At 33.7% G+C, this 21,476-nt stretch carries 20 protein-coding genes and 1 pseudogene; 12 read left to right on the forward strand and 9 right to left on the reverse strand.

Annotated elements, in window-relative coordinates:
• Positions 1–67: 67 nt before the first annotated feature.
• Positions 68–793, reverse strand: coding sequence for a 16S rRNA (guanine(527)-N(7))-methyltransferase RsmG (gene rsmG, locus LAB100_RS06295; RefSeq protein WP_119325390.1), 726 nt, complete (start codon positions 791–793; stop codon positions 68–70).
• A 166-nt stretch (positions 794–959) separates the two neighbouring features.
• Between rsmG and LAB100_RS06300 the strand changes: the two genes are divergently transcribed.
• Positions 960–1,391 carry a GNAT family N-acetyltransferase gene (locus LAB100_RS06300; RefSeq protein ID WP_119325389.1) on the forward strand — a complete coding sequence of 144 codons (432 nt, stop codon included), beginning with the start codon at positions 960–962 and terminating at the stop codon, positions 1,389–1,391.
• Positions 1,392–1,406: 15 nt separating this feature from the next.
• A complete protein-coding gene (locus tag LAB100_RS06305; RefSeq protein ID WP_119325388.1) occupies positions 1,407–1,931 on the forward strand; it encodes a GNAT family N-acetyltransferase in 525 nt (174 codons plus the stop codon).
• Positions 1,932–2,041: 110 nt separating this feature from the next.
• On the opposite strand, the gene LAB100_RS06310 is transcribed toward LAB100_RS06305, so the two are convergent.
• Both LAB100_RS06310 and LAB100_RS06315 read right to left on the reverse strand, forming a co-directional pair.
• A complete protein-coding gene (locus tag LAB100_RS06310; RefSeq protein ID WP_119325387.1) occupies positions 2,042–2,494 on the reverse strand; it encodes a CopY/TcrY family copper transport repressor in 453 nt (150 codons plus the stop codon).
• Between the two features lie 40 nt (positions 2,495–2,534).
• Positions 2,535–3,272: a MerR family transcriptional regulator gene (locus tag LAB100_RS06315; RefSeq protein ID WP_119325386.1), complete on the reverse strand. Its 738-nt coding sequence runs from the start codon at positions 3,270–3,272 to the stop codon at positions 2,535–2,537.
• Positions 3,273–3,500: 228 nt separating this feature from the next.
• On the opposite strand from LAB100_RS06315, the pseudogene LAB100_RS06320 reads away from it, so the two are divergent.
• Positions 3,501–4,133, forward strand: a pseudogene (locus LAB100_RS06320) (EAL domain-containing protein); the annotation flags it as partial.
• 65 nt (positions 4,134–4,198) lie between these two features.
• On the opposite strand, the gene LAB100_RS06325 reads toward LAB100_RS06320, so the two are convergent.
• Positions 4,199–5,521 (reverse strand): C1 family peptidase, encoded by a 1,323-nt coding sequence (locus tag LAB100_RS06325; protein ID WP_119325384.1) that lies wholly within the window; start codon positions 5,519–5,521, stop codon positions 4,199–4,201.
• 58 nt (positions 5,522–5,579) lie between these two features.
• Between LAB100_RS06325 and LAB100_RS06330 the strand changes: the two genes are divergently transcribed.
• The gene (locus tag LAB100_RS06330; protein ID WP_119325383.1) at positions 5,580–6,254 is read left to right on the forward strand and encodes a type 1 glutamine amidotransferase; all 675 of its coding nucleotides are present in this window, start codon (positions 5,580–5,582) and stop codon (positions 6,252–6,254) included.
• Positions 6,255–6,321: 67 nt separating this feature from the next.
• Positions 6,322–7,983, forward strand: a complete 1,662-nt coding sequence (locus LAB100_RS06335) for a putative glycosyltransferase family protein (protein WP_119325382.1) — start codon at positions 6,322–6,324, stop codon at positions 7,981–7,983.
• Positions 7,984–8,066: 83 nt separating this feature from the next.
• On the opposite strand, the gene LAB100_RS06340 is transcribed toward LAB100_RS06335, so the two are convergent.
• The 3 genes from LAB100_RS06340 to proC form a co-directional block, all read right to left on the reverse strand.
• Positions 8,067–9,254, reverse strand: a complete 1,188-nt coding sequence (locus LAB100_RS06340; protein ID WP_119325381.1) for an acetate/propionate family kinase — start codon at positions 9,252–9,254, stop codon at positions 8,067–8,069.
• 81 nt (positions 9,255–9,335) lie between these two features.
• On the reverse strand, positions 9,336–9,929 hold the full coding sequence (locus LAB100_RS06345; RefSeq protein WP_119325380.1) for an ECF transporter S component: 594 nt from the start codon (positions 9,927–9,929) through the stop codon (positions 9,336–9,338).
• A 123-nt stretch (positions 9,930–10,052) separates the two neighbouring features.
• A complete protein-coding gene (gene proC / locus LAB100_RS06350) occupies positions 10,053–10,820 on the reverse strand; it encodes a pyrroline-5-carboxylate reductase (RefSeq protein WP_119325379.1) in 768 nt (255 codons plus the stop codon).
• A 131-nt stretch (positions 10,821–10,951) separates the two neighbouring features.
• Here proC and LAB100_RS06355 point away from each other — a divergent pair, with 131 nt between their 5' ends.
• Positions 10,952–11,668 carry a DUF975 family protein gene (locus tag LAB100_RS06355; RefSeq protein ID WP_119325378.1) on the forward strand — a complete coding sequence of 239 codons (717 nt, stop codon included), beginning with the start codon at positions 10,952–10,954 and terminating at the stop codon, positions 11,666–11,668.
• A 117-nt stretch (positions 11,669–11,785) separates the two neighbouring features.
• On the opposite strand, the gene LAB100_RS06360 is transcribed toward LAB100_RS06355, so the two are convergent.
• On the reverse strand, positions 11,786–12,313 hold the full coding sequence (locus LAB100_RS06360; RefSeq protein ID WP_119325377.1) for a GNAT family N-acetyltransferase: 528 nt from the start codon (positions 12,311–12,313) through the stop codon (positions 11,786–11,788).
• Between the two features lie 15 nt (positions 12,314–12,328).
• Positions 12,329–13,087 (reverse strand): MerR family transcriptional regulator, encoded by a 759-nt coding sequence (locus LAB100_RS06365; RefSeq protein WP_119325376.1) that lies wholly within the window; start codon positions 13,085–13,087, stop codon positions 12,329–12,331.
• A 132-nt stretch (positions 13,088–13,219) separates the two neighbouring features.
• Between LAB100_RS06365 and thiD the strand changes: the two genes are divergently transcribed.
• From thiD to cydC, 6 genes are all read left to right on the forward strand, one after another.
• On the forward strand, positions 13,220–14,023 hold the full coding sequence (gene thiD / locus LAB100_RS06370) for a bifunctional hydroxymethylpyrimidine kinase/phosphomethylpyrimidine kinase (protein WP_162894166.1): 804 nt from the start codon (positions 13,220–13,222) through the stop codon (positions 14,021–14,023).
• Positions 14,024–14,061: 38 nt separating this feature from the next.
• Positions 14,062–15,096: a hypothetical protein gene (locus LAB100_RS06375; RefSeq protein ID WP_119325374.1), complete on the forward strand. Its 1,035-nt coding sequence runs from the start codon at positions 14,062–14,064 to the stop codon at positions 15,094–15,096.
• A gap of 403 nt (positions 15,097–15,499) precedes the next feature.
• Complete coding sequence (locus tag LAB100_RS06380; RefSeq protein WP_119325373.1) at positions 15,500–16,942, forward strand: cytochrome ubiquinol oxidase subunit I; 1,443 nt, start codon at positions 15,500–15,502, stop codon at positions 16,940–16,942.
• Positions 16,939–17,952 (forward strand): cytochrome d ubiquinol oxidase subunit II, encoded by a 1,014-nt coding sequence (cydB, locus tag LAB100_RS06385; RefSeq protein WP_119325372.1) that lies wholly within the window; start codon positions 16,939–16,941, stop codon positions 17,950–17,952. Before LAB100_RS06380 ends, cydB begins: the two co-directional genes overlap by 4 nt.
• Positions 17,952–19,685, forward strand: coding sequence for a thiol reductant ABC exporter subunit CydD (cydD, locus tag LAB100_RS06390; RefSeq protein WP_119325371.1), 1,734 nt, complete (start codon positions 17,952–17,954; stop codon positions 19,683–19,685). Before cydB ends, cydD begins: the two co-directional genes overlap by 1 nt.
• Positions 19,682–21,421, forward strand: a complete 1,740-nt coding sequence (gene cydC / locus LAB100_RS06395; protein WP_119325370.1) for a thiol reductant ABC exporter subunit CydC — start codon at positions 19,682–19,684, stop codon at positions 21,419–21,421. The genes cydD and cydC overlap by 4 nt, the downstream gene beginning before the upstream one ends.
• Positions 21,422–21,476: the final 55 nt, after the last annotated feature.

Consider the following 21,476-nt stretch of genomic DNA (forward strand, 5'->3'; position numbering starts at 1 on the left):
CTTTCTGGCGCTTTTGCCATAACTATACAATCTTATCATTTTTTCAATATCATTTAATACCTAGTAATTATTTCACAAGTGGTTTTTTGGCAGGTGTACCTGGTTTACGAGGATATTTTTTAGGTGTGTTAGAAATTTTACTTACAAAAATAAAATTACGGATTCCGGCATCATTTGGTAATTCAATTGACTCTTGTTGTTTGATTTCTCCACCTAAAGTTTTAATAGCATATTGTGCTGTTTTGACTTCTTCAGGTGCTTTTTCTGATTTCATAGCAACGAATTGTCCGCCAACCTTAACTAAAGGTAAACAAAATTCTGTCAAAACATTCATTGCTGCAACTGCACGAGCTGTGACAACATCAAAAGATTCACGGAATTGACTATTCTTGCCAACTTCCTCAGCACGTCCATGAACTAAATTAACATTATCTAAACCTAATTTTTCGACCAAAGTTTCCAAGAATTTGATTCGCTTATTCAATGAATCAACGATTGTAATCTTTAACTTGGGGTTGATGATTTTCAATGGCAATGATGGGAATCCTGCTCCTGAACCAACATCACAAAGTGTCAGTTCATCATGCAATAATTTATTATCAACGAATCCTAAAACAATTGAATCATAAAAATGTTTCAAATAAACTTGATCTTCTTCAGTAATAGAAGTTAAATTCATGACCTTATTAGTTTCAACTAATTCGTGAAAATAAGTTGCAAATTGTTCTTTTTGAGTTGAACTCAACTCGATGCCCTGTTTAGCCAAAGCTTCAAAAAATTCTTCCGGTTTCATTAACATACCTCCACTCGTGAAACACATGTTTCACACTCTTTTATCCTATATTATTGTGTAACTTAATTCAATGTCGAGTTAATGAAGCTCCTTAAAATTATTGTTGTATTTACAACAATTTAGCTATATGATATTCACCAATAATTCACTTACTTGGAGGTATCTTATGATTGATGTAAAACGCACTGACGATCTAACTACTCAGGAATTAATCGACATTTTAAAGGCTCGTGTTGGAGTCTTCGTTGTTGAACAGAACTGTCCTTACCAAGAAGTCGACGAAGATGACTATAACGATTTGCATGTTCGTCTACTCGAAAATGGAGTTTTAAAAGCTTACACTAGAATTATTGATAAGGGCGATCACATTACTTTTGGTCGTGTCTTAGTTGTCAAAGAGTATCGTAAAGCTGGTTTAGGTGAAAAAATCGTTGCCGCTACGATTGACGAAATCAAGCAAAGATTCCCTAATAAACCAATTCAAATACAAGCTCAAGCTTATTTACAAAAATTTTATTCTCAATTTGGCTTCAAAGCTATTTCTGATGTTTATCTGGAAGACAACATCCCTCACCTAGATATGCTTATGAAATTTTAAAAGGAAGTGCTTAATATGAAATTTAATTTATTACCTATCAGTATTAATGAAGTTGACTATTCCGACCTACCTTTACTAAAAAAGCTCAGTATCGAAACATTCAATGATTCTTTTCGTAGTGAACGTGGCGATTTATCAGGCTACACTAAAAAGAATTTTAATTATGGTCAATTAGCCGTAGAAATGATTAATCCGGATTCTCATTTTTACTTTATTTACTATAATCATAAATTGGCTGGTTATTTAAAGCTCAATCTTAATCATGCTCAATCTCAGGATATGGGCGTTGATGCTCTGGAAATCGACCGAATTTATCTTCTTCAAAAATTTGAATACATTGGCTTAGAAAGTAAATTAATTAATTTTGCTTTTGATCAAGCCAAGAAGTTTCATAAACATACTGTTTGGAGTAGCGTTTGGGAACACAATCAACCAATCATTCATTTTTATAATCAATTTGGCTTCAAATCTGTTGCCAGTAAAAAATTCCATTTGATTGGTCGATTACATAAGGATCTTGTCATGAAAACAAGCCTATAAAAGAAAAAAGTCTCCATGTAGTAACCACCTTTGATGGTCACCGCATAGAGATTTTTTATTGCTCGGGAATCAAATCCCGCTTTTTGTCGCCCCTGCCAAGGAACTTAATTTTAACACATATCTGAACAACCATCTGGTAGACAGTCACATTTAACACGTTCAGGAGCCGTTTTAATCTTTTCATTTAAAGTATTTTGTAAAATCTCAATATCCGAACGACTTATTTCCATCGAATCAATCAATTCATTTAAAACTGATCCCGACTTATGAGCACAAAAGTTACTAAATAAACCATTAGCATACTCATTCATTGTCGCCTGTTCTTCTACAGTTGCCGAATAAATATATCTGCCATTCTCTTTTTCTCGGCTAAGAAATCTCTTTTTAGTTAGACGTGTTATCAAGGTCTTAATTGTTGAATCAGACCAGGTCTGCTTCTTTTGCATAAGATTTATAATCTCGGAACTTGTAACATCATTTAGAGTCCAAACTATTCTCATAATTTGCCATTCAGCTGAAGAAATTTCAACTTTTTTCTGTTCTTTCTTTACCACAGTATCCATCAAAACATTCCTCTCGTAATGACAACATTATATAACATTCTTAGATTGATTTGAGATTAGATTTTTCGGCATAAACTTCAACGCAATAATTTTTTTGACCACAGTTAGGACAAACTAGTTTACGAGTTCTAGGGTTATGATTACTGAAAAAAGCTGCTTTAAATGTTGGTCTAAATTCATAATTACAATTTGGACATATGTAATTAACTTTGTTGAAATAATACTTAGAAATCCAAATAGCAAAAATAATTGCCATTAACATTATTATTATAAATGGCACCCATTGGTTCTTCTTAATTCCCCAAACTAGACTTCCAATTTCAGCCACATCCATTAATAAACCAGTAATAACCATTTTCATATGTACTTTTCTCAAGGCTTTTTTATTATTCATGATATTATCTATGTCATCAATCGTTCTTAATGAAATTTGATTTATTTGTGGCAAATTATGCTTAATATTTTCAATCATCTTTATTTGATTTTTAGAATTCTTGATCTGTAACTTAGTTGCTTTCAATTGTTGTTCTAACAGTAAATCTAAAACTTCCATTGAATTATCACTTTTGAGAATTTCCTTGATTGCCTTCAATGAAAGACCCAAATTTTTTAATAATAAAATCAATTTTAATCGACTAACATCTTTTTCAGAGTAAATTCTCTTACCATTATCATAAATATGACTTGGCTCAAGAAGTTCTTTTTTATCATAAAATTGTAAAGTTCTAATAGAGATCTGAAACATTTTTGCCAATTCACCAGTAGTATATTCTGACATAGATTTCACCTCCTTGATTCTATTTATAGCTTATTACCTTAGGTCGCTAGCAAGTCTTTTATCAAAAAATATTTATAACGGCGTTATGCTTATATATTTTATTATAATTTCACTTATCACAAAACTATATATTTATTGATATAAGCTTCAAAATGTCTTAGAATACTCTAATAGTGAACAACTGTAGACAAGGGGGAAAGACATACGAGTTATAGTTTTTTTGTTCAACCGCAAATAGATAAAAGTAACAACTCTATCTTTGGTTACGAGGTTCTTTTACGTAAAGAAGATAACGGTGCTTGGCATTTACCAAAGGATTTCACTGAACTTTCAATTGAGGATCAGGTTAAGTTAGTTGAGAAGACTGCCAAATCAATTAGGAATCACGTCGGGGAAAATAAGGCCTTATCATTCAACTTAAATAGACAACAAGCTAATGATCCTTATACTCTAGGGGAAATCATTGCCCTAAAAAAACGTATCAGTCCTGCTGAATTGACGATTGAATTAACCGAGGCAATGCCTTTGGATAAAATTAAGGAATTCAGTCTTTTACTCCATCAGTACGATATTTCTTTAGTTATCGATGATGTTGGTACTGGTTCTAATACCTTTGATAATATCAAACATTCATTGCCTTACGTAGATAAAATCAAATTTGCCATGCAAAACCTTCGTATGGAAGGTCATGCTGAAAAGATTCCGGATTACTTATCATTTTGGGTTCAACAGGCTAAAAAGTATTGTCTTGATGTCGTACTTGAAGGTGTTGAGGATTGCAAAGATCAACTTCTCGCCCAAAAATTTGGTATTGATATTCAACAAGGATATCTTTACGGAAAACCTGCTATGCCACAATAAAAATACAGCACATATTAAGAAAGTTCATACCACGAACTCTTAATATATGCTGTTATTTTTTTATACTATGATAAAGAATCCCAAGCAGGCAAAACTACTGGCTCTTGATCATATTCATTCAATTCTTGATTAGTAAGATATTTCTTATTAATAATTACTTCATAAACATAATCTTCAAACCACTTTTGGTCCATCATAAAGTAGCCATTTTCACCATTAGCCTGACCCCAGGAATTTTCAACCTTCCAACGATTTGGCTCCCCGTTAACTAAATTAACCCCAGTAATTGTCATTGCATGAGAAACTGCTGCTTGTTTGTAGTCCAAGCGCAACCCCTTTTCCACTTGAGAGTCGATACCAAATAATTGGTCATATTGATAAAGATCACCTAATAAATAACCCTTCTTACGATCTGATTCTTCTGAAACATCATTGCCAAACCAAATTGTGTCGTTACCCTTTAACTGTTCAACACTTAGTTCCTTCAATCGATCGATTGGCAAATTCAAGAATTTATCGACTGCACCGCCGACAACATTACCAGTTCCCTCGATTGTATAAACTTGGTGGTATCTTTTACTCTTTTGAGGAGAATTTTCGATTATCGCATAATCGTTCAAATCCATCGTAAAATATCTCTTCAAGAATTCCTTCGGAGTAATACTATTCTCTTCTATCAACTTACCATTATCATTTTGCAAAGAAAGTTCAAATTTCTTAGGTGGCAAACCAAATGAATAAACACATAAGCGGTAAACTTCACTGAGCATTTCTTCAACTCTTTGATTAATTTTTTTTTCAGAAAGACCCTCTTGAACCAAATGACGTAATTCAATTCCGTTCTTGCGCAATAATTTTCCTAAGACATCATTGAATTCAGTTGTATTATCAGATGCCGCCGTTTCTGGCATGACATAACTAGGAACTACTCCATACTTTTCAATTAAATTAGCCGCATATCTCCAAAAACCACCGTCACCATTAGGACTACTGAAAATATTATTAACTTTACGGTCATCGATTGGAAGATCTGCTGTAGCAATTACAGCCTGATAAAAATGATTGGATTTTTCTAAACGATCATAAAATGATAAATAGTTTTGAGATAGTTCAAAATCTTTCAAATTGTTTTTTAAAGCAAATTCAGTTCTTAATGTATTTAAAGCAGCGAACAACCAACAACGTCCAGAATGCTTTTGATTAGAGACTTTTCCTGTATCTACCGTTATATTGAACGATGGATTTAATAATGTTTTAGCTTCGGGATTTTCTGAAGCCTTATAGATACCAACTTGTGCTACTGAATTTTTTAACACATTATTAGTTGCATCTTGATTTAAGTTCTTGCGAAAATCTGCTAAAATCTCTTTATTGATTTCTTTTGTCAATTAAATCACCTCATTATCTAACTATATTACATGTTCCTACTTGTATTGGAGAAAAATCATGACAGATACTATAAAAATTGCTTATTTGTACGAAGATTTGATGAACACTTACGGAGATAGTGGCGATGTTAAGATCCTCAGCTTTCTTCTTAAAGAAAAAGGTTACGAAACTCAAGTCGACAACATCAGTTTGGATATGAAGTTCAATGCTTTTGACTATGACTTCTTATTCTTTGGCGGTGGCCAAGACTTTGAGCAATCTGTCGTTGCTACTGACCTACAAAGACATCGACAAACTATTAAAGATTACATTGAAGCCGACAAACCAATGCTTTGTATCTGCGGTGGCTATCAATTCTTAGGTAAATATTACGAAACTAGTGGTGGTCAAACTATTCAATGTCTTGACGTTTTGCCACTACACACCATCTTTAAAGCTGACAGCAGAATGATTGGTGACACCGAGTACGAAACAGAATGGGGAACCGTTAAAGCCTTTGAAAACCATAGTGGTAGAACCTATTTCGATGATAAAACTATGCTGAAACCATTTGGAAAGATGATTGAAGGTTACGGTAATAATCCTGATGAAAAACAAGAAGGTATGCGTTACAAGAACGTTATTGGAAGTTATTCACACGGACCAATTTTAAAAAATGAAAATGTTGCTCGTGCAATTGCTGATAAAATTATTACTTCCCACAAAGAACGACTAGCTCAAAAAGTTAAATAAAAGCATTTCTACTTTGACTATCTTAATTTATACTAAGATAGTCATTTTATTTATAAAGGGGACTACTTTGAAAAATAAAGAAAAAGTTTTTTTAGCTATTTCTGATATTCTTATTTTTGTAATTTTAACTTATCCTATCCTAAAAGGTGGAGTTGTTGGTGGTTACGATCCTGGTTTCCATATGGCTCGTATAAGTACATTAGCATCGAACATCTCTCACGGTCATTTTCCTAATCCTATCGGTTTTGAGTATCTTGATAAGTTAGGATACGGTGTGGGATTCTTCTATGGGAATTTTCTACTTTATCCCTTTGCCATTGTCAACGCCTTAGGATTAAGCAGTTATCATTCTTATCTACTATTTCTTTTTGTATTTGCTGCTTTAAATATCTTCTCAATTAATTTTGTTGTTAACAAATTATTCAATAATGCTTGGGCTACAATTGTATCTGCACCAATTTACCTTAGTTCCTATTACTTCTATGGTGTTATCTATATGCGAGCCGCCGCAGGTGAACTAATTGCCTTTGCATTAATTCCCTGGATATTACTAAGTACTTTTAAATTAGTAAAGGGGCATACGAATTATTGGCCCATGCTTTCGATATCCTTAGGTTTATTGTTTGTTTCTCATATCTTGTCATTTTTAATCACCTTAGGAACTGTTTTAATAATTTTTATTATGAACATTATCCCAGTTTTCAAAAACAAAAAGATATTCATTTCTTTTGTTAAATCTGGCTTATTATTTCTTGGCTTAACAAGTGTTTTTCTTTTCTCATTTATCCAACAATACACTGCCCAAAAATATATTGATACTTCTAAAACAGCTGATGGCCAATATGGAATTATTGTTAATGCCATGTTGAAGAAAAATTCTATTTTTGATACTCAACAATTTTTACCTGTTAATGGTACTTTTCTAGTTATTCTTTTATTAGCATCACTTATATTCTATTTGATCAAAGCAAAGGGATTTCATTTCTCTGATAACCTTATTCCCCAAGCTTTCATCATCATCGTGCTTTATAGTTCTTTATTACTTTCAACTGACCTATTAAAACTTGCCGTAAAAATATTTAAACCTTTAGTTTTATTACAAGTTATTTCTCGTGTTGACGTAATAATTTTGCCACTGTTAACATTTGTTGTCGCTAATGCATTAGGACAAATAATTACTCATACTGGTAAACTAAAGATTCCAGTAACCGCAGTCTTTTTAATCGTTATCGCAGTTATAACGATCTCTTTCCCAATTAAATCAAATCTTGCATTTGTCGCCAATCGCAAGGGACCCATTACTCCTTTAAGTGTCAGCATGGGTGAATATGAACCTGAAGATTTTATGAAATATATGACCGCCAATAATTTTCAAGTCACTACTAAATCAATCGCAAAGTCTGAGGGCTTTAAAGTTGTTCATAACGATCATAACGTTGTTACAGTAAAAATTGATAACAACACTAAAAACAGAACTATAATGTTACCACGCCTTTATTACAAAGGATATCAAGTATCTCTCAATTCAAATGGCAAAGAAGTTATTGTTCCAACTGAAGTTAAAAACGGACTAGTTGCTGCAACCTTACCAAAATCATTCCATTCTGGAAGAATTTCTGTTGAGTATAAGATGACAACTGTTGCTAAAATCGGTTGGGCAATTTCAATTATGACATTACTATTATCTGGTTATTTGATATTCAAAAAGAGATTCATTCAAAAAAGTTAACTAAAACATAAAAAGCCTCCCTAATGACTTTAAGGGAGGCCTTTTTAGTAGATTTAATAAAATTTCAATATCAAACTAATAGTCTATTTTTGTAATTTTGCAACTTGTCTAACCATTGCTAACTCTTCATCAGTTGGTATCAACAATACCTTAATTGCTGAATCAGAACTACTGATCAATCCTTCTTGACCAGCTTCATTTAACTTTGAATCCAATTTAACATTAAAAATAGCTAATTCATCAATGATCTGTTGACGTAATTGAACATTATGTTCACCAATACCACCGGCAAATACCAAAGCATCAGCACCATGCAATTCCGTCAAATAACTACCTGCATATTTAATAATTCGATTTACAAAAATGTCGACTGCTAATTTAGCCTGTGGGTTAGTTTGTTCTTGAGCTTTGATTTCACGCATATCCGGCGAAATTCCGGAAACACCTAATAAACCAGATTTCTGATTGAGCATCATCATAATTTCATTAGGATCAGTTATTTTTAGTTCTTTCATTAGGTAAGGAACAACTGCGGGATCAATATCTCCTGATCTTGTTCCCATTGTTACCCCTGTCAAAGGAGTGAATCCCATTGAAGTATCAAAAGCCTTGCCATCCTTAACTGCTGCTAATGATGCTCCACTACCCAAATGCATTGTTACCAAATCAATCTTACTCTTTGGCATATCGAGTAACTCAGCTGCTCGACTTGTTAAGTAGCCATGAGAAATACCATGTTCACCGTAACGACGAATTTGATATTTTTTAGTCAATTCATAAGGCAAGCTATAAATAGCATTCATTTCAGGAAGATCTGTAAAGAATTGGCTATCAAAGACAGCATATTGCTTCACACCAGGCAACGTCTTTGCCATTGTTTCAATTCCTTGTGCTTCCATTGGATTGTGTAATGGTGCGAAGTTACTCAAGTTCTTTATTTGTTCTAATACTTCTGGTGTCACTTCAACAGCTGACTTGAATACTTGACCGCCAGCAACGACTCTATGAGCTACAGCTGTTATTTCGGAAAGATCTTGTATTATTTCTAACTTTTGCAATTCATCAAAAACCATTTTTGCTGCATCAGCCTGATCTAGATTATCAACTGTTGTTTCAAATTTTTGATGATCACCATACTTAATTGTAAAAATTGAGCCCGGCATACTAATACGTTCTACTAAACCGCTAGCTAAGACATTTTCAGATGGCATTTCAAATAATTGCCACTTTAATGATGAGCTACCAGCATTGATGATTAATGTTTTTTGCATCGAAATCACACTCCCATTAATATAGAATACCTAATTTTCAGAAAATATGTTGAAGTTTCTCATTAGTTGATACAAAAATTCCTAATTGTCTAAAAATTTATTAGTCTTTAAAATTGCCGTGGAAATGGCTGGTGCTAATACAATCGCTGCAATCATCTCTGGTATTCCATTTGTTCCAATAATAACTAAGAGTAATTTATTCAATAAATCAGTTTGAGTAGCATAGGCCTGTGCCATAGCACTAGAATACATCACACGCATCAGTCCTAAGACTAAAACTGTATTTGTCAGTGATCCAAAAGCAGAGGCAATGGCCATCCCTAAAACCTTTTTATTAGTATTCTTTTTGAACCATAAATAAATCCAACCAGCAATCAAACCAACAATTACTCTTGGCAAAATTGCCACAACGGGATTAGTAAACACAGTCGTATCTATAATTGAAGTAGGACTTGTAAATGCACGAATAATCGTTCCGATCCCCCATACCAATCCAACGATTGCTCCATCTTTTGGTCCTAAAACAATTGCCGCCACAATAACTGTAATATGAATAATAGTAATATTAATGAACCCTGTAGGAATATATCCTAAAAAAGGAACCATTGATTGTACAAAAATAATAGCAATAAGTACCCCTAAAATTGCGGTGCGATAAGCTTTACGTCTTTGCAAAGTTCTTTCCCCTTTATCCAATTTTTCTTAATTCTAACCGATTACATCTCAAAGAACAAAAAAATACTTTATAACTGATAGAAGTATTTATTACCAATTATAAAGTATTTTAATCTTATTTAATTATTTATTTTCGGCAGCATCGACAGCCTTAATAACTGCATTTCTAAAACCGTACTCTTCCAAGGCAGCTACACCACGAATTGTCGAACCACCTGGTGAAGTAACCTCATCTTTTAAAGCAGAAACATTCATTTCTGATTGCTTGGCTAGCTTACTTGCACCAATTGCCATACCGATAGCAGCATCATAAGCCAATTTTCTATTCAATCCATGTTTAACACCAGCATCACTCAAAGCTTCTATGAAAAGATCTAAGAATGCAGGTGAACAACCAGCAACAGTTCCCAAAATACCCAATTGATTTTCAGGAACCTCAACAACTTGTCCGGTATATCCTAAAACAGATTCAATCTTCTTCTTATCTTCGTCAGTAAAGTTATTAGAATAAGCTATTCCTGTAAAACCTGCTCCAACCTTTACCGGTGTATTTGGAATAGCATGTGCAACTTTAACATCACCTAAAAATTGTTTCAGATGAGTTATCGAAGCTCCACCCGTAAAGGCAACAATCAACTTATCTGCTGCAATTTCCTTTAACTCTTTCAAAACACTATCAAGTGCATTAGCACCTACAGCAATAAAGATTACATCCGTTTCTTCTAATTGTTTAACCTTTTTTACCATTTGGAAGCCTAATTGATCGCACAAAAGTTTAGTGCGATTAGAGTGACCACCTTTAACAATAATATTTTTAGCATCATAGCCATTTTTGACCATACCCGTTATAACGGCTCCACCAATACTACCAGCACCAATAAATCCAATCATAAAATCTTCTCCTTTTTAAAGGTCTACATTATCTATTATATTTAAAGATAATTCGTAAACAAAATAAAAGCAATAATTATCTAATATCACCGTAATCGTGTATTCTTATTAAATGAAAGGGGGAGATAATTATGAAAAATTATCGTACAAGACTAGAACTCAAAAATGAGGTCAAAAATCTTTTAAGAGGTAATTGGTCAAAAGCTATTTTACTTTATTTGATTCCAATGATTATTTTTTGGTTCTCTAACGAATATGACAAATTTTCTCCAGATATAGATATTAGATACAGCATTACTAATTTTGATATAACCCACTTTACTAAGGTGGCTTCTTCTTTTGGTTTGATTAGTTTCATCCTAAGTTTAGTTTTCTTACTTGTCACTCTCTCAGTTACTTTCCGTGGCTTAGATTGGTTGGAAGATCCTGAACTTGACTTTAGTCCTTGGAAAAGTAACTTCACCTATTTCAGAAGCCCTGATTGGTGGCAGTTAATTATTATTTATGTCCTTATTAGCATCTTTACATTCCTTTGGGCATTACTTTTAATCATCCCAGGAATAGTTAAATCGATTGCTTATTCACAAACATACTTTATTTATAAAGATTTTAATGACCGTGGTTTAACTGATAACTATTCTCTCACGACTTATATCAATAAAAGTCAGCAATTGATGATGGGTAATAAATGGCGTTACTTTGTCCTACAACTAAGTTTTATCGGTTGGTGGATTCTTGGAGCTATTACCTTAGGAATTGGTTTTATTTGGATCTATCCTTACTATAAATTGACTATGGCTAATTTCTATCGTGATTTAATTGAAAAAAATCCTAATTTTATTGAATAAAACTGTAATACTAAAAAATCAGCGTCTATTAAGAGATTTAAGTGTATTTTATATATCTCTTAATAGATGCTGATTTTGCTTTTATAACTAGAATCTAAAATTTAACGAGCCTGAGAACTATTTTACTATTCCATAGAGATTTGCATCATGAAAGGCTCCATTAGAATAAATTTCGTCTTTTAATTGACCTTCTAGTTTAAAGTCAACATTTGTAGCCACATCATTACTAGCAGTATTAATCACTTCTGCCATTAATTTTATCTTATGAAGGTTTAATTGCTCGAATCCAACTTGCAAAACTTTTTTTAAACTATCAGTCATAACGCCGTTACCTTGATAATCCTTACCTAGCCAATAACCAATTTCAGCGTGCATGTTATCTAGATCAATATTATGGAGATCAATCATTCCAACTGGTTTATTATCAATCAAAATACTAGCATTCCATAGTTTCTTTTCTTGCATCCTACTTTGACAATACTCTAAAAAATCTCTTTCATCTTCAACAGACTGAGTTGATTCTCCCCATGGCATGAACTTTGCCAATTGCGAACGCGTTTTTTCAATCTGCTCGTATAAACTGGCTGCATCATCTGGGTCTACCAATCGTAACTTTACATTATCTCTAACAAACCATTCCTCCATAATTTCACCTTCTAATTATTTTGTATATTGGTATATCACATCATGAAGAAGTTTTACAACTGGCACTTGTGCTTTTTGATCATAATACTTAGTAAAACGGTCATCGTTTATATACATATCGACTAAACCACGATGAGCTTGTTTATTATATTTAGGCCACATGTATTTTAACCAATCTCTATGTTCTTGATAAATCTTTTCAGCTAATGATGATTTCAAATCTGGATTCTTTTTTAACTCCACTAAGTCAAATATCATTTGCTTTTCTAAATTCGTCATTTGTTTAAATTCTTGTTCTTCAAGTTGACCATATTTTGTATTTACTTGATCCACATTATCTTCTCCATACTTATTTCTAATTTCAGCTCCATATTGCTGCTCATTATTTTTGATTTGATTTTCTTTAAAAGCTTGAAACTTTTCTGAATCTGTCATATTGGTTACTCCTTGGTAATCTTTAATAGTATTTTCCAAATTAGTTAAAAGATTATTTATTTGCGCTTGCCTTGCCAAAAGTAGTTTTCTTTGCTCATTTAAAGCTTCTATCTCCGAAAAATTGGGATCATTCATCAACTGTTTAATTTTCTTTAACGAAAATCCTAGAGCTCGATAAAACATGATTTGCTGCAATTTATTTACATTTTTTTCAGTATAAATTCTGTAATTACTACTATTTATTTCGTCTGGTTTCAACAAATCTATTTGATCATAGTACCTCAATGTACGTGTACTAACACCGGCTAGTTCGGCTAATTTTTTAATTGTATATTTCATAAATAATTCTCCCAACAAAACAAATTCTAAGGGTTTACGTTACGTCAAGGTCAAGTAATTTACATAAAAAACTGCCGACATTTTCTAGTATTACTGTTAAGATAAGGGTTAACAATTATTAGGTGGGTGACTATATTGAATGAATTTACTCAAGTTTTAACTATTGCTGGCTCTGACTCTGACGGAAGTGCTGGTGCTCAAGCTGATCTAAAGACATTTATGGCTTGTGGTGTATACGGAATGTCCGTTCTAACCGCTGCCGTTGCTGGTAATTCTTATGGAATACACGATAGTGTTAATATGCCAGCTAGTTTTATCCAAAACCAAATCAAAGATATTAAGGATGATTTCAAGGTCTCTGCTTTTAAAACAGGTATGCTTTCTGATTCCGAAATTATCAATACCGTAGCTGATGCTATTAAAGACAAACCTTTTGGCACATTCGTCCTTGATCCTGTTATTATAACTAAACATGGTGCTATGCTTCTTGAATCTGAAGCGTACCAAACTTTGATCGACAAATTGTTCCCTCTTGCCGATTTGATCACTCCTAACTTTTATGAAGCAAAGAAATTATCTGGTCTGGAATTAAAAAATAAAGAAGAAATTATTAAGGCTGCACATAAATTACGCAAATTGGGACCAAAAAATATTATGATAAAGGGTGAACATAGTGACGACTCTATTAATGAAGTCGAAGACTACGTTCTACTAGAAGATGGACAATCATTCTGGATCTCTGAACCATATGTCAAAACTGATCACATTAATGGTACTGGTGATACACTTTCATCATGTATTGTGGCGGAAATTGCCAAAGGTCAAAGTATGGAAGATGCCATCAAAATTGCTAAAACATTTACTTACAATGCTATTAAACATGAAATTGCTGTAGGTCATAAATATGGTCCTATTAACCATTTTATAAAGGATTGATATACAATAGTATTTGTGAGTAAAATTGGAGGTTTATTATGGTAAGAATAACAAAAATTTCTGCCGGAATTTTATTGCTTATACTATCAATTGTTTTAATGATCAAGGCTGGCTTTGAAGGTTTTATAGCCGCTTTGGTAGGAACCGGTGCTATCGGTGGTGCTGCCGGAATTTTAATGGCCATCACTTATATTATTTCTGCTGCTATTTATATTTTGACAAATCGTACGTACAGTATCGTTCCTGATATTGTCGGTTTTGTCATTTTAATTCTTGGCGGTTTAATGGGATTATTTAACGCCAACATGCCTGGCGCTGGTTTCTTAAAGATTTGGGCTTGGGTTGGTATTATTATCGGTGCCATTGATTTAATAATTGTCATTGTTGATATGATTCTTCATCCTGTTTCTGATGAGGAACCTGAAGAAAATCCATACGATAATAATCAATTCAACAATCAAAACCAACCTAACCAGTTTTATGATCAACAACAATCACAGCAATTTAATCAACCAAACAATTTTAATCAACCTAACTATGGATATGATCCTTATCAAAATAATCAGGGAAACCAAGGGTACAATCAACCCATTCAAAACCCTAACCAATATCAACAAGGATCCTATGATCAGCGACCTATGAATCAACAATTTCATCCCAATATGGCTCAAAATCAAATGAACCAACAACAGATGCCGGGTCAACAGGGAAATTTCAATAATAATCGTTATAATCAAAACCAACAGATTCCTAATAACCGTTCTAACAATAATTACAATCAGAATCAGTATCAAAATCAACCTATGAACCAAAATCAAGTTCAAGGTAATTTCCAACAACCTCAGACCAACAATCAGTATCAAAATCAATATGGTAATAATAATGGTCAAGGTCAGTTCGATCCAAATTACAATCAAAACCAAAATTATGCTGCTAACAATCAAAACTTCAATCAACCAAATTATGGCAATCAAACTAATCAACAGTCTATGAATCAAAATAATCAAAGACAATTAGAAGCTCCACGTCAAAATAATTTTGGTGAAACTAGAAGTCGTAGCAGTCGTCATTAATACAAAGTGAGATAAAAAATCTCCAAACAATAAGAAAGCTCTCTGTAGTGACCATTAAAAATGGTTGCTACAAAGGGCTTTTTTTATACAAATAAACTTATTTTGTTCAACTCATTTAATTTAGAAACCCCTTTCTTTTTGTAAAAAATATTTGCCAATAATGATAAGCAGATATTTTTTAAAGGGGTATATTTTAAATATAGAAGTTTAGTATATAAATTTATTATTTTTTAATTTAATGCATTTTTAAAAGTCCTTTCATTGCCCTTCTAAAGCGATTAGACCAACGATGGAAACGATTTTTTCACAAGTGCTATTTGTTGCTTAACAGTTTAATTAATCATATGATAAATTTGTATATGTAATAAGGATTTATATTAATGTTTTAAGGAGGTTATTAACCATGCTAAATGTTGGTTTAAGCATTGTCTCATTAGCACGTTTTCAGTTTGCTATGACAACTGTTTTCCATTTTTTCTTTGTCCCATTTTCCATTGGGATGGGCTTTCTAGTCGCTATCATGGAAACCATTTACGCTGTTAAAAAAGACAAAGTTTACTTAGATATGGCAAAGTTCTGGGGAAAGATTTTTCTTCTAAGTTTTGCTGTTGGTATCGTTACGGGTATTATTCAAGAATTCCAATTCGGTATGAATTGGTCTGAATACTCACGTTTCATGGGTGATGTATTCGGTGCTCCATTGGCTATTGAAGCTTTATTGGCATTCTTTATTGAATCAGTCTTCATCGGTATTTGGATGTTCACTTGGGATCGTTTCAGACCCGGTGTGCACGCTTTTATGATTTGGATGACTTCAATTGGTACAATGCTTTCTGCTATTTGGATCTTAGCTGCCAATAGTTTTATGCAACATCCTACTGGTTTCAAGATCAATAGCACTACTGGTCGTATTCAATTGACAGACTTCGGTGCTGTCGTAGCTAATCCTCAACTATGGAAAGTCTTTCCACATGTTATCTTGGCTGCTTTTATGACTGCTGCCGTTGTTATTGCTGGTATTAGTGCTTGGGGGCTTTTGCGTAAGAAGAAAGAAGAAAATCATTTCTTCAAAACTTCACTACGTTTTGGCCTTTGGGCAAGTTTAATTTTCGCTATTCTATCTGCTGGTGCAGGTGATCTTCAAACACAACAAATTATCAAAGATCAACCTATGAAATTTGCTGCTACTGAAGGTATTTATAAAGATACTAAAGATCCTGCTCCTTGGACTGTAGTTGAAATGATCAATGCCAAAGATCATAAGGCTAGTGGTCAAATCGAAGTTCCAGGTGTTTTAAGTATCTTGGCTTACCACAAATTAAGTGGTTCTGTTAAGGGTATGGATACCATTAACAAAGAACTACATGCTAAATACGACAAGCAATTTGGCAAGGACATGAATTACTACGTTCCACCTAAGACTCTATTCTGGAGTTTTAGAGTTATGACAGGTATTGATGCCTTGATTATGTTGGTTGCTTTAGTCGGATTGATCTTCTCTCGTAAGAAGAAAGATACAATTGAGAACCACAAGTGGATGCTAGTTGTTTTAGGACTTTGTATCTGGGTTCCATTTATTGGTAATTCCGCTGGTTGGTTCATTACTGAATTTGGTCGTTATCCATGGATTGTTTATGGACTATTCACAATTGCTCAAGCTGTATCTCCAACTTCAACAGTTGCCAGTCTATTATTCAGTAACATCGTTTACTTCCTACTCTTCTTGTTCTTAGGTGGCGTTATGGTTTGGTATTGCAGACAAACACTTCACCATGGCCCATACTACGAAGAGGCTGATTCTAAACAAAATGTTGATCCATTTGCAAAGGAGGCCTTTGGAAAATGACACTCAGTACATTATGGTTTATCTTAATTGGTCTTCTATTTTCTATCTTCCTCTTTCTTGAAGGATTTGATTTTGGTGTCGGAATGTCTACTCGTTTCCTAGCCAAAGATGATCAAGAAAGAACTGCTATCATGTCTACTATCGGTCCTCACTGGGACGGTAATGAAACATGGTTAGTTACCGCTGGTGGTGCAATGTTTGCTTCCTTGCCACTTTGGTATGCCTCATTGTTCTCTGGTTACTATATCCTCTTCTTGCTAGTTCTAGTAGGTCTGATTTTACGTGGTGTTTCTTTTGAATTCCACAAACATGCCGAAACAAAGGCTGGCAAAAATATGTGGATGTGGACTTTCTTTATTGGAAGTATCATGCCTCCATTTTTCCTATGTATGATTCTTTTGAGTATGGTCCAAGGTATTCCAATGGACGCTCAAGGTAACGCCTTCCCAACTTTCTTCAACGTTGTTAACTTACTTTCAATCGTCGGTGGTGTTGCAGGCACTTTACTATCACTCGTCCACGGTTTGAATTTCATCAGATTAAGAATCGAAGGTCCGCTTCGTGATCGTGCTCGTAAATTAAACAAGATTTTATATCCAATTTTATTTGTTGGTGAAGTTATTTTCGCAGTTCTTGTTTTCTTACAAACGGACTTCTTTACCAAGAGATTCGGTTCTTCATTGTTCATCACAGTCCTAATTGTTTTGTTCTCACTATTAGGTTACTATGGAGTTCTAAAGGATAGAGAAGGCTGGAGCTTTGCTGGTAGTGGTTTATCACTAAGTATGGTCATCGTTCTATTGTTCAATGGACTATTCCCACGTGTCATGATTGCTACTAACCCAGCTCACAGTATTTTGATCAAAGAAGCCGCCAATTCACACTACACGCTTACAATTATGACGATTGTGGCTTGCATCTTGGTTCCAATTGTAGCTATTTACTTCATTTGGTCATACTCTCTATTCACAAAGAGAATAAATCCAAGAGAGAATACGGTGAAATACTAATGATCGATAAGCGTTTATTTCGCTTACCGGGAACAAAAAAACTTCTTCTAATGCTTGCAGGATTAACTCTCTTGCAAGCATTTGTTGTTTTATTCCAAGGTAAGTATTTAGCAGAAGCACTAGTCAATTCATGGGAACAAAAATCTTTACAAACCATCATCTATCCGATGGCTCTGTTTGCGGTTGCCTTTGTGCTAAGGCACCTCTTCAATTTGATCAATACCAAAATAGTAGAAAACTACGCTAGTAAAACCTCAGAAGACATTCGTAGTATGCTTTTAGATAAAGTTTACCAGGCTGGTCCTGAAATGATCTCTGAGGAAGGAACTGGTAATTTAGTTACCTCTTCTCTTGATGGAATTGATCTGGTTGAAAATTACTTTAAGTTAATTTTTACCAAACTGATGAATATGTCTATCATTCCACCAGTTCTTTTGATTTATATTTATACACAAAATGTTGCATCAGGTATTACTTTGACAATAATCGTTCCTCTAGTAATCCTTTTCATGATTATTTTAGGATTAGCAGCTCAATCAAAGGCAGATGCCCAATACAAGCAATACACAATTCTTTCAAATCACTTTTTAGATGCACTTCGGGGACTACCTACCCTTAAAATGCTAGGTCTAAGCAAACGTTACGCTAAAAATATTTATACTGTCAGTGACGAATATCGTCGCCGTACAATGAATACTTTAAGAATTGCCATTCTATCGACCTTTGCCTTAGATTGGCTAACAACGCTCGGTATTGCCATTTTGGCAGTGTTTTTAGGTCTTGGTCTAATCAATAATAGTTTTCCTCTCTTCCCAGCCTTAGTGACACTGATCCTAGCTCCTGAGTATTTCTTACCACTCCGTGATTTTTCAAATGACTATCATGCTACATTAAATGGCAAAAATGCCTTAAATTCTATTTTCGAAATTTTAGAACGTTCTAGTAAAAGTGAAGCAAATGAACTTAAAGACTTCTCTTGGAAACAAGATTCTCAAATTGAAATAAACAATCTTCAATTTACTTATAAAGGCGCTGGTAATAATGCTGTTAGTCTAGACATAGATAAATTGAAGCTATCAGGCTATCAACGTATCGGCGTTATAGGAAAATCCGGATCTGGTAAAACAACTTTAATTAGATCTATCGGTGGTTTTCTGGTCCCAGATCAAGCAGATATAAAAATTAACCATCAAGAAGTATCTAATTTTAAACAAATCAATTGGCAAAAGAAGTTAACCTTCTTGCCACAATCTCCATACTTATTTGCGGGTACAATTGCTGAGAATATTGCTTTTTATCGACCTGATGCTTCAATAAAAGAAATAAAAAAAGCTGCATCAGCAGCTGGTTTAAACGATTTCATAGATATTTTGTCTGATGGTTATCAAACTAAAATCGGTGAAGGTGGTCGTGGAATATCTGGTGGTCAGCAACAAAGAATCATGTTAGCTCGGGCCTTTCTAGCTGATGATCGTCACATCTTAATTTTCGATGAACCAACAGCCCATTTAGATATTGAAACAGAATATGCTCTCAAAAAACCTATGGAAGAGTTATTCAAAAATCATTTAGTTATCTTTGCAACACATCGTCTACATTGGATTAAAGAAATGGACTACGTCGTCGTTATGGATAACGGTCAAATAGTTGAACAAGGTACGCCTGAGAATTTAAGTAATCATAATGGTGCCTACTCTCAATTAATTAAGAATATGCGAGGTGATCAACTATGAACTTCTTTAAAACTTTTAAACATGATACTTGGGTCAAACCCTATATCAAGCAATACAAAGGCTTATTGATTACGGCTTTAATTCTCGGTCTATTCACGTCCTTTTGTGCCGCTGCTTTAATGTTTACTTCTGGTTACACCATTGATAAAGCCGCTACCCATCCAGTCAATATTCTCTTGATTTACGTCCCTATTTTGTTAACTAGAGCCTTTGGTATTGGACGTCCGGTCTTCAAGTATGTAGAACGATTAAAGAGCCATAACTGGGTTTTAAGAGTTACTTCAGATCTACGAACTAGACTCTATAAAACACTTGAAACTGATGCCTCATTTTTAGCCGAACATCATAAAACTGGTGACATTATGGGACTTTTATCAGAAGATATTAGTCACTTACAAAATCTATATTTAAGAACTATTTTCCCAGCAGTTATTTCATATTTATTAACAATCATTGCTTCAATTGCTCTTGGAATTTTTAATCCTTCGTTTGGATTCTTTGTTTTTCTACTATTATTCATCGAGGTTTTTATCGTTCCAATGGTTTCCGTTTCAATTGAAAGTGCTCGTCGTGCTTACCAAAAGTCAGTTAAAAGTGACCTTTATGTTCAATTGACTGATAATGTACTGGGCGTTGATGATTGGATTATTTCTGGTCGTAAGAATGATTTCAAAAATCTTGCCTCAAATAATATTCAAAATCTTGATAAATCAAAAAATAAATCTAAATCATTCAGACGCAATCGAGATTTTATTTTGCAACTAGTATTCGTAGCTATGGTAGTTTGCTTCTTGATTTTCACAAATTTAACTATGACCCATAATCAAGAACAAGCCAATTTTGTTTCGGCAGTTGTTCTAGCCATTTTCCCACTATCAGACGCCATTATTCCTGTCAGCCAAGGATTTGAAGAATGGCCCGAATATAAAGATTCAATTATTCGTTTGAACACCATCAAACCGATTCAAAATAATCTACCGATTCAAAAAGATTTAAATCCCAAAGATTTTAAATCAATTTCAATTGACAATATCACCTTCGAATATGATTCGGACTCTCCTATTCTAATCAAAAACTTCACGCAAAATATTAAAAAGGGCGAAAAATTAGCACTATTAGGTCCCAGTGGTATTGGAAAAACTACTATTCTACAGTTGATTCTTGGTGATTTATCACCTCAACAAGGACAAATTAGAGTCAATGATTTGGATATTTCTCAAATTCAAGAGAATCGTGAAAAAATATTTTCAGTATTAAATCAGAAACCATTTTTATTCAATACAACTCTAATGAATAACGTTCGATTGGGAAATGAAAGTAAGTCTGATGCAGAAGTTAAAAAGGCAATTGAAAGGGTTGGTTTAAAGGACCTAGTTGAATCATTGCCTGAAAAGTACAACACTATTGTTGGCGAAAATGGATCACGATTTTCTGGTGGTGAACAAGAGCGAATTGCTTTAGCAAGAATTCTTTTACAAGACGCTCCTGTCGTTTTGTTGGATGAACCAACAGTTGGACTTGATCCCATTACCGAAAATGATCTTTTAGAAACTTTCTTCACTGTTCTAAAAGATAAAACTATTATTTGGGTCACACATCATCTACAAGGCATTAATCATGTTGATCACGTAGTATTTATGAATAGTGAAAAGATCGAAATGGAAGGTTCACCTAAAGATCTATATAAAAATAATCAGCATTTCCAAGAACTTTACCGCATGGATCAAGGATTTTAACCGTTATAACGATAAAAGAAGAGCAGTATCTAAATAGATACTGCTCTTCTTTTAT

This window comes from Companilactobacillus musae, from assembly GCF_003967595.1.
Taxonomy (GTDB): Bacteria; Bacillota; Bacilli; order Lactobacillales; family Lactobacillaceae; genus Companilactobacillus; species Companilactobacillus musae.

Excerpts from the sequence above, each read along its gene's own strand:
- rsmG (WP_119325390.1), bottom strand. The coding sequence starts at position 793 with ATGAAACCGGAAGAATTTTTTGAAGCTTTGGCTAAACAGGGCATCGAG.
- LAB100_RS06300 (WP_119325389.1), top strand. The coding sequence starts at position 960 with ATGATTGATGTAAAACGCACTGACGATCTAACTACTCAGGAATTAATC.
- LAB100_RS06305 (WP_119325388.1), top strand. The coding sequence starts at position 1,407 with ATGAAATTTAATTTATTACCTATCAGTATTAATGAAGTTGACTATTCC.
- LAB100_RS06310 (WP_119325387.1), bottom strand. The coding sequence starts at position 2,494 with ATGGATACTGTGGTAAAGAAAGAACAGAAAAAAGTTGAAATTTCTTCA.
- LAB100_RS06315 (WP_119325386.1), bottom strand. The coding sequence starts at position 3,272 with ATGTCAGAATATACTACTGGTGAATTGGCAAAAATGTTTCAGATCTCT.
- LAB100_RS06330 (WP_119325383.1), top strand. The coding sequence starts at position 5,580 with ATGACAGATACTATAAAAATTGCTTATTTGTACGAAGATTTGATGAAC.
- LAB100_RS06340 (WP_119325381.1), bottom strand. The coding sequence starts at position 9,254 with ATGCAAAAAACATTAATCATCAATGCTGGTAGCTCATCATTAAAGTGG.
- proC (WP_119325379.1), bottom strand. The coding sequence starts at position 10,820 with ATGATTGGATTTATTGGTGCTGGTAGTATTGGTGGAGCCGTTATAACG.
- LAB100_RS06355 (WP_119325378.1), top strand. The coding sequence starts at position 10,952 with ATGAAAAATTATCGTACAAGACTAGAACTCAAAAATGAGGTCAAAAAT.
- LAB100_RS06360 (WP_119325377.1), bottom strand. The coding sequence starts at position 12,313 with ATGGAGGAATGGTTTGTTAGAGATAATGTAAAGTTACGATTGGTAGAC.
- LAB100_RS06365 (WP_119325376.1), bottom strand. The coding sequence starts at position 13,087 with ATGAAATATACAATTAAAAAATTAGCCGAACTAGCCGGTGTTAGTACA.
- LAB100_RS06375 (WP_119325374.1), top strand. The coding sequence starts at position 14,062 with ATGGTAAGAATAACAAAAATTTCTGCCGGAATTTTATTGCTTATACTA.
- LAB100_RS06380 (WP_119325373.1), top strand. The coding sequence starts at position 15,500 with ATGCTAAATGTTGGTTTAAGCATTGTCTCATTAGCACGTTTTCAGTTT.
- cydB (WP_119325372.1), top strand. The coding sequence starts at position 16,939 with ATGACACTCAGTACATTATGGTTTATCTTAATTGGTCTTCTATTTTCT.
- cydD (WP_119325371.1), top strand. The coding sequence starts at position 17,952 with ATGATCGATAAGCGTTTATTTCGCTTACCGGGAACAAAAAAACTTCTT.
- cydC (WP_119325370.1), top strand. The coding sequence starts at position 19,682 with ATGAACTTCTTTAAAACTTTTAAACATGATACTTGGGTCAAACCCTAT.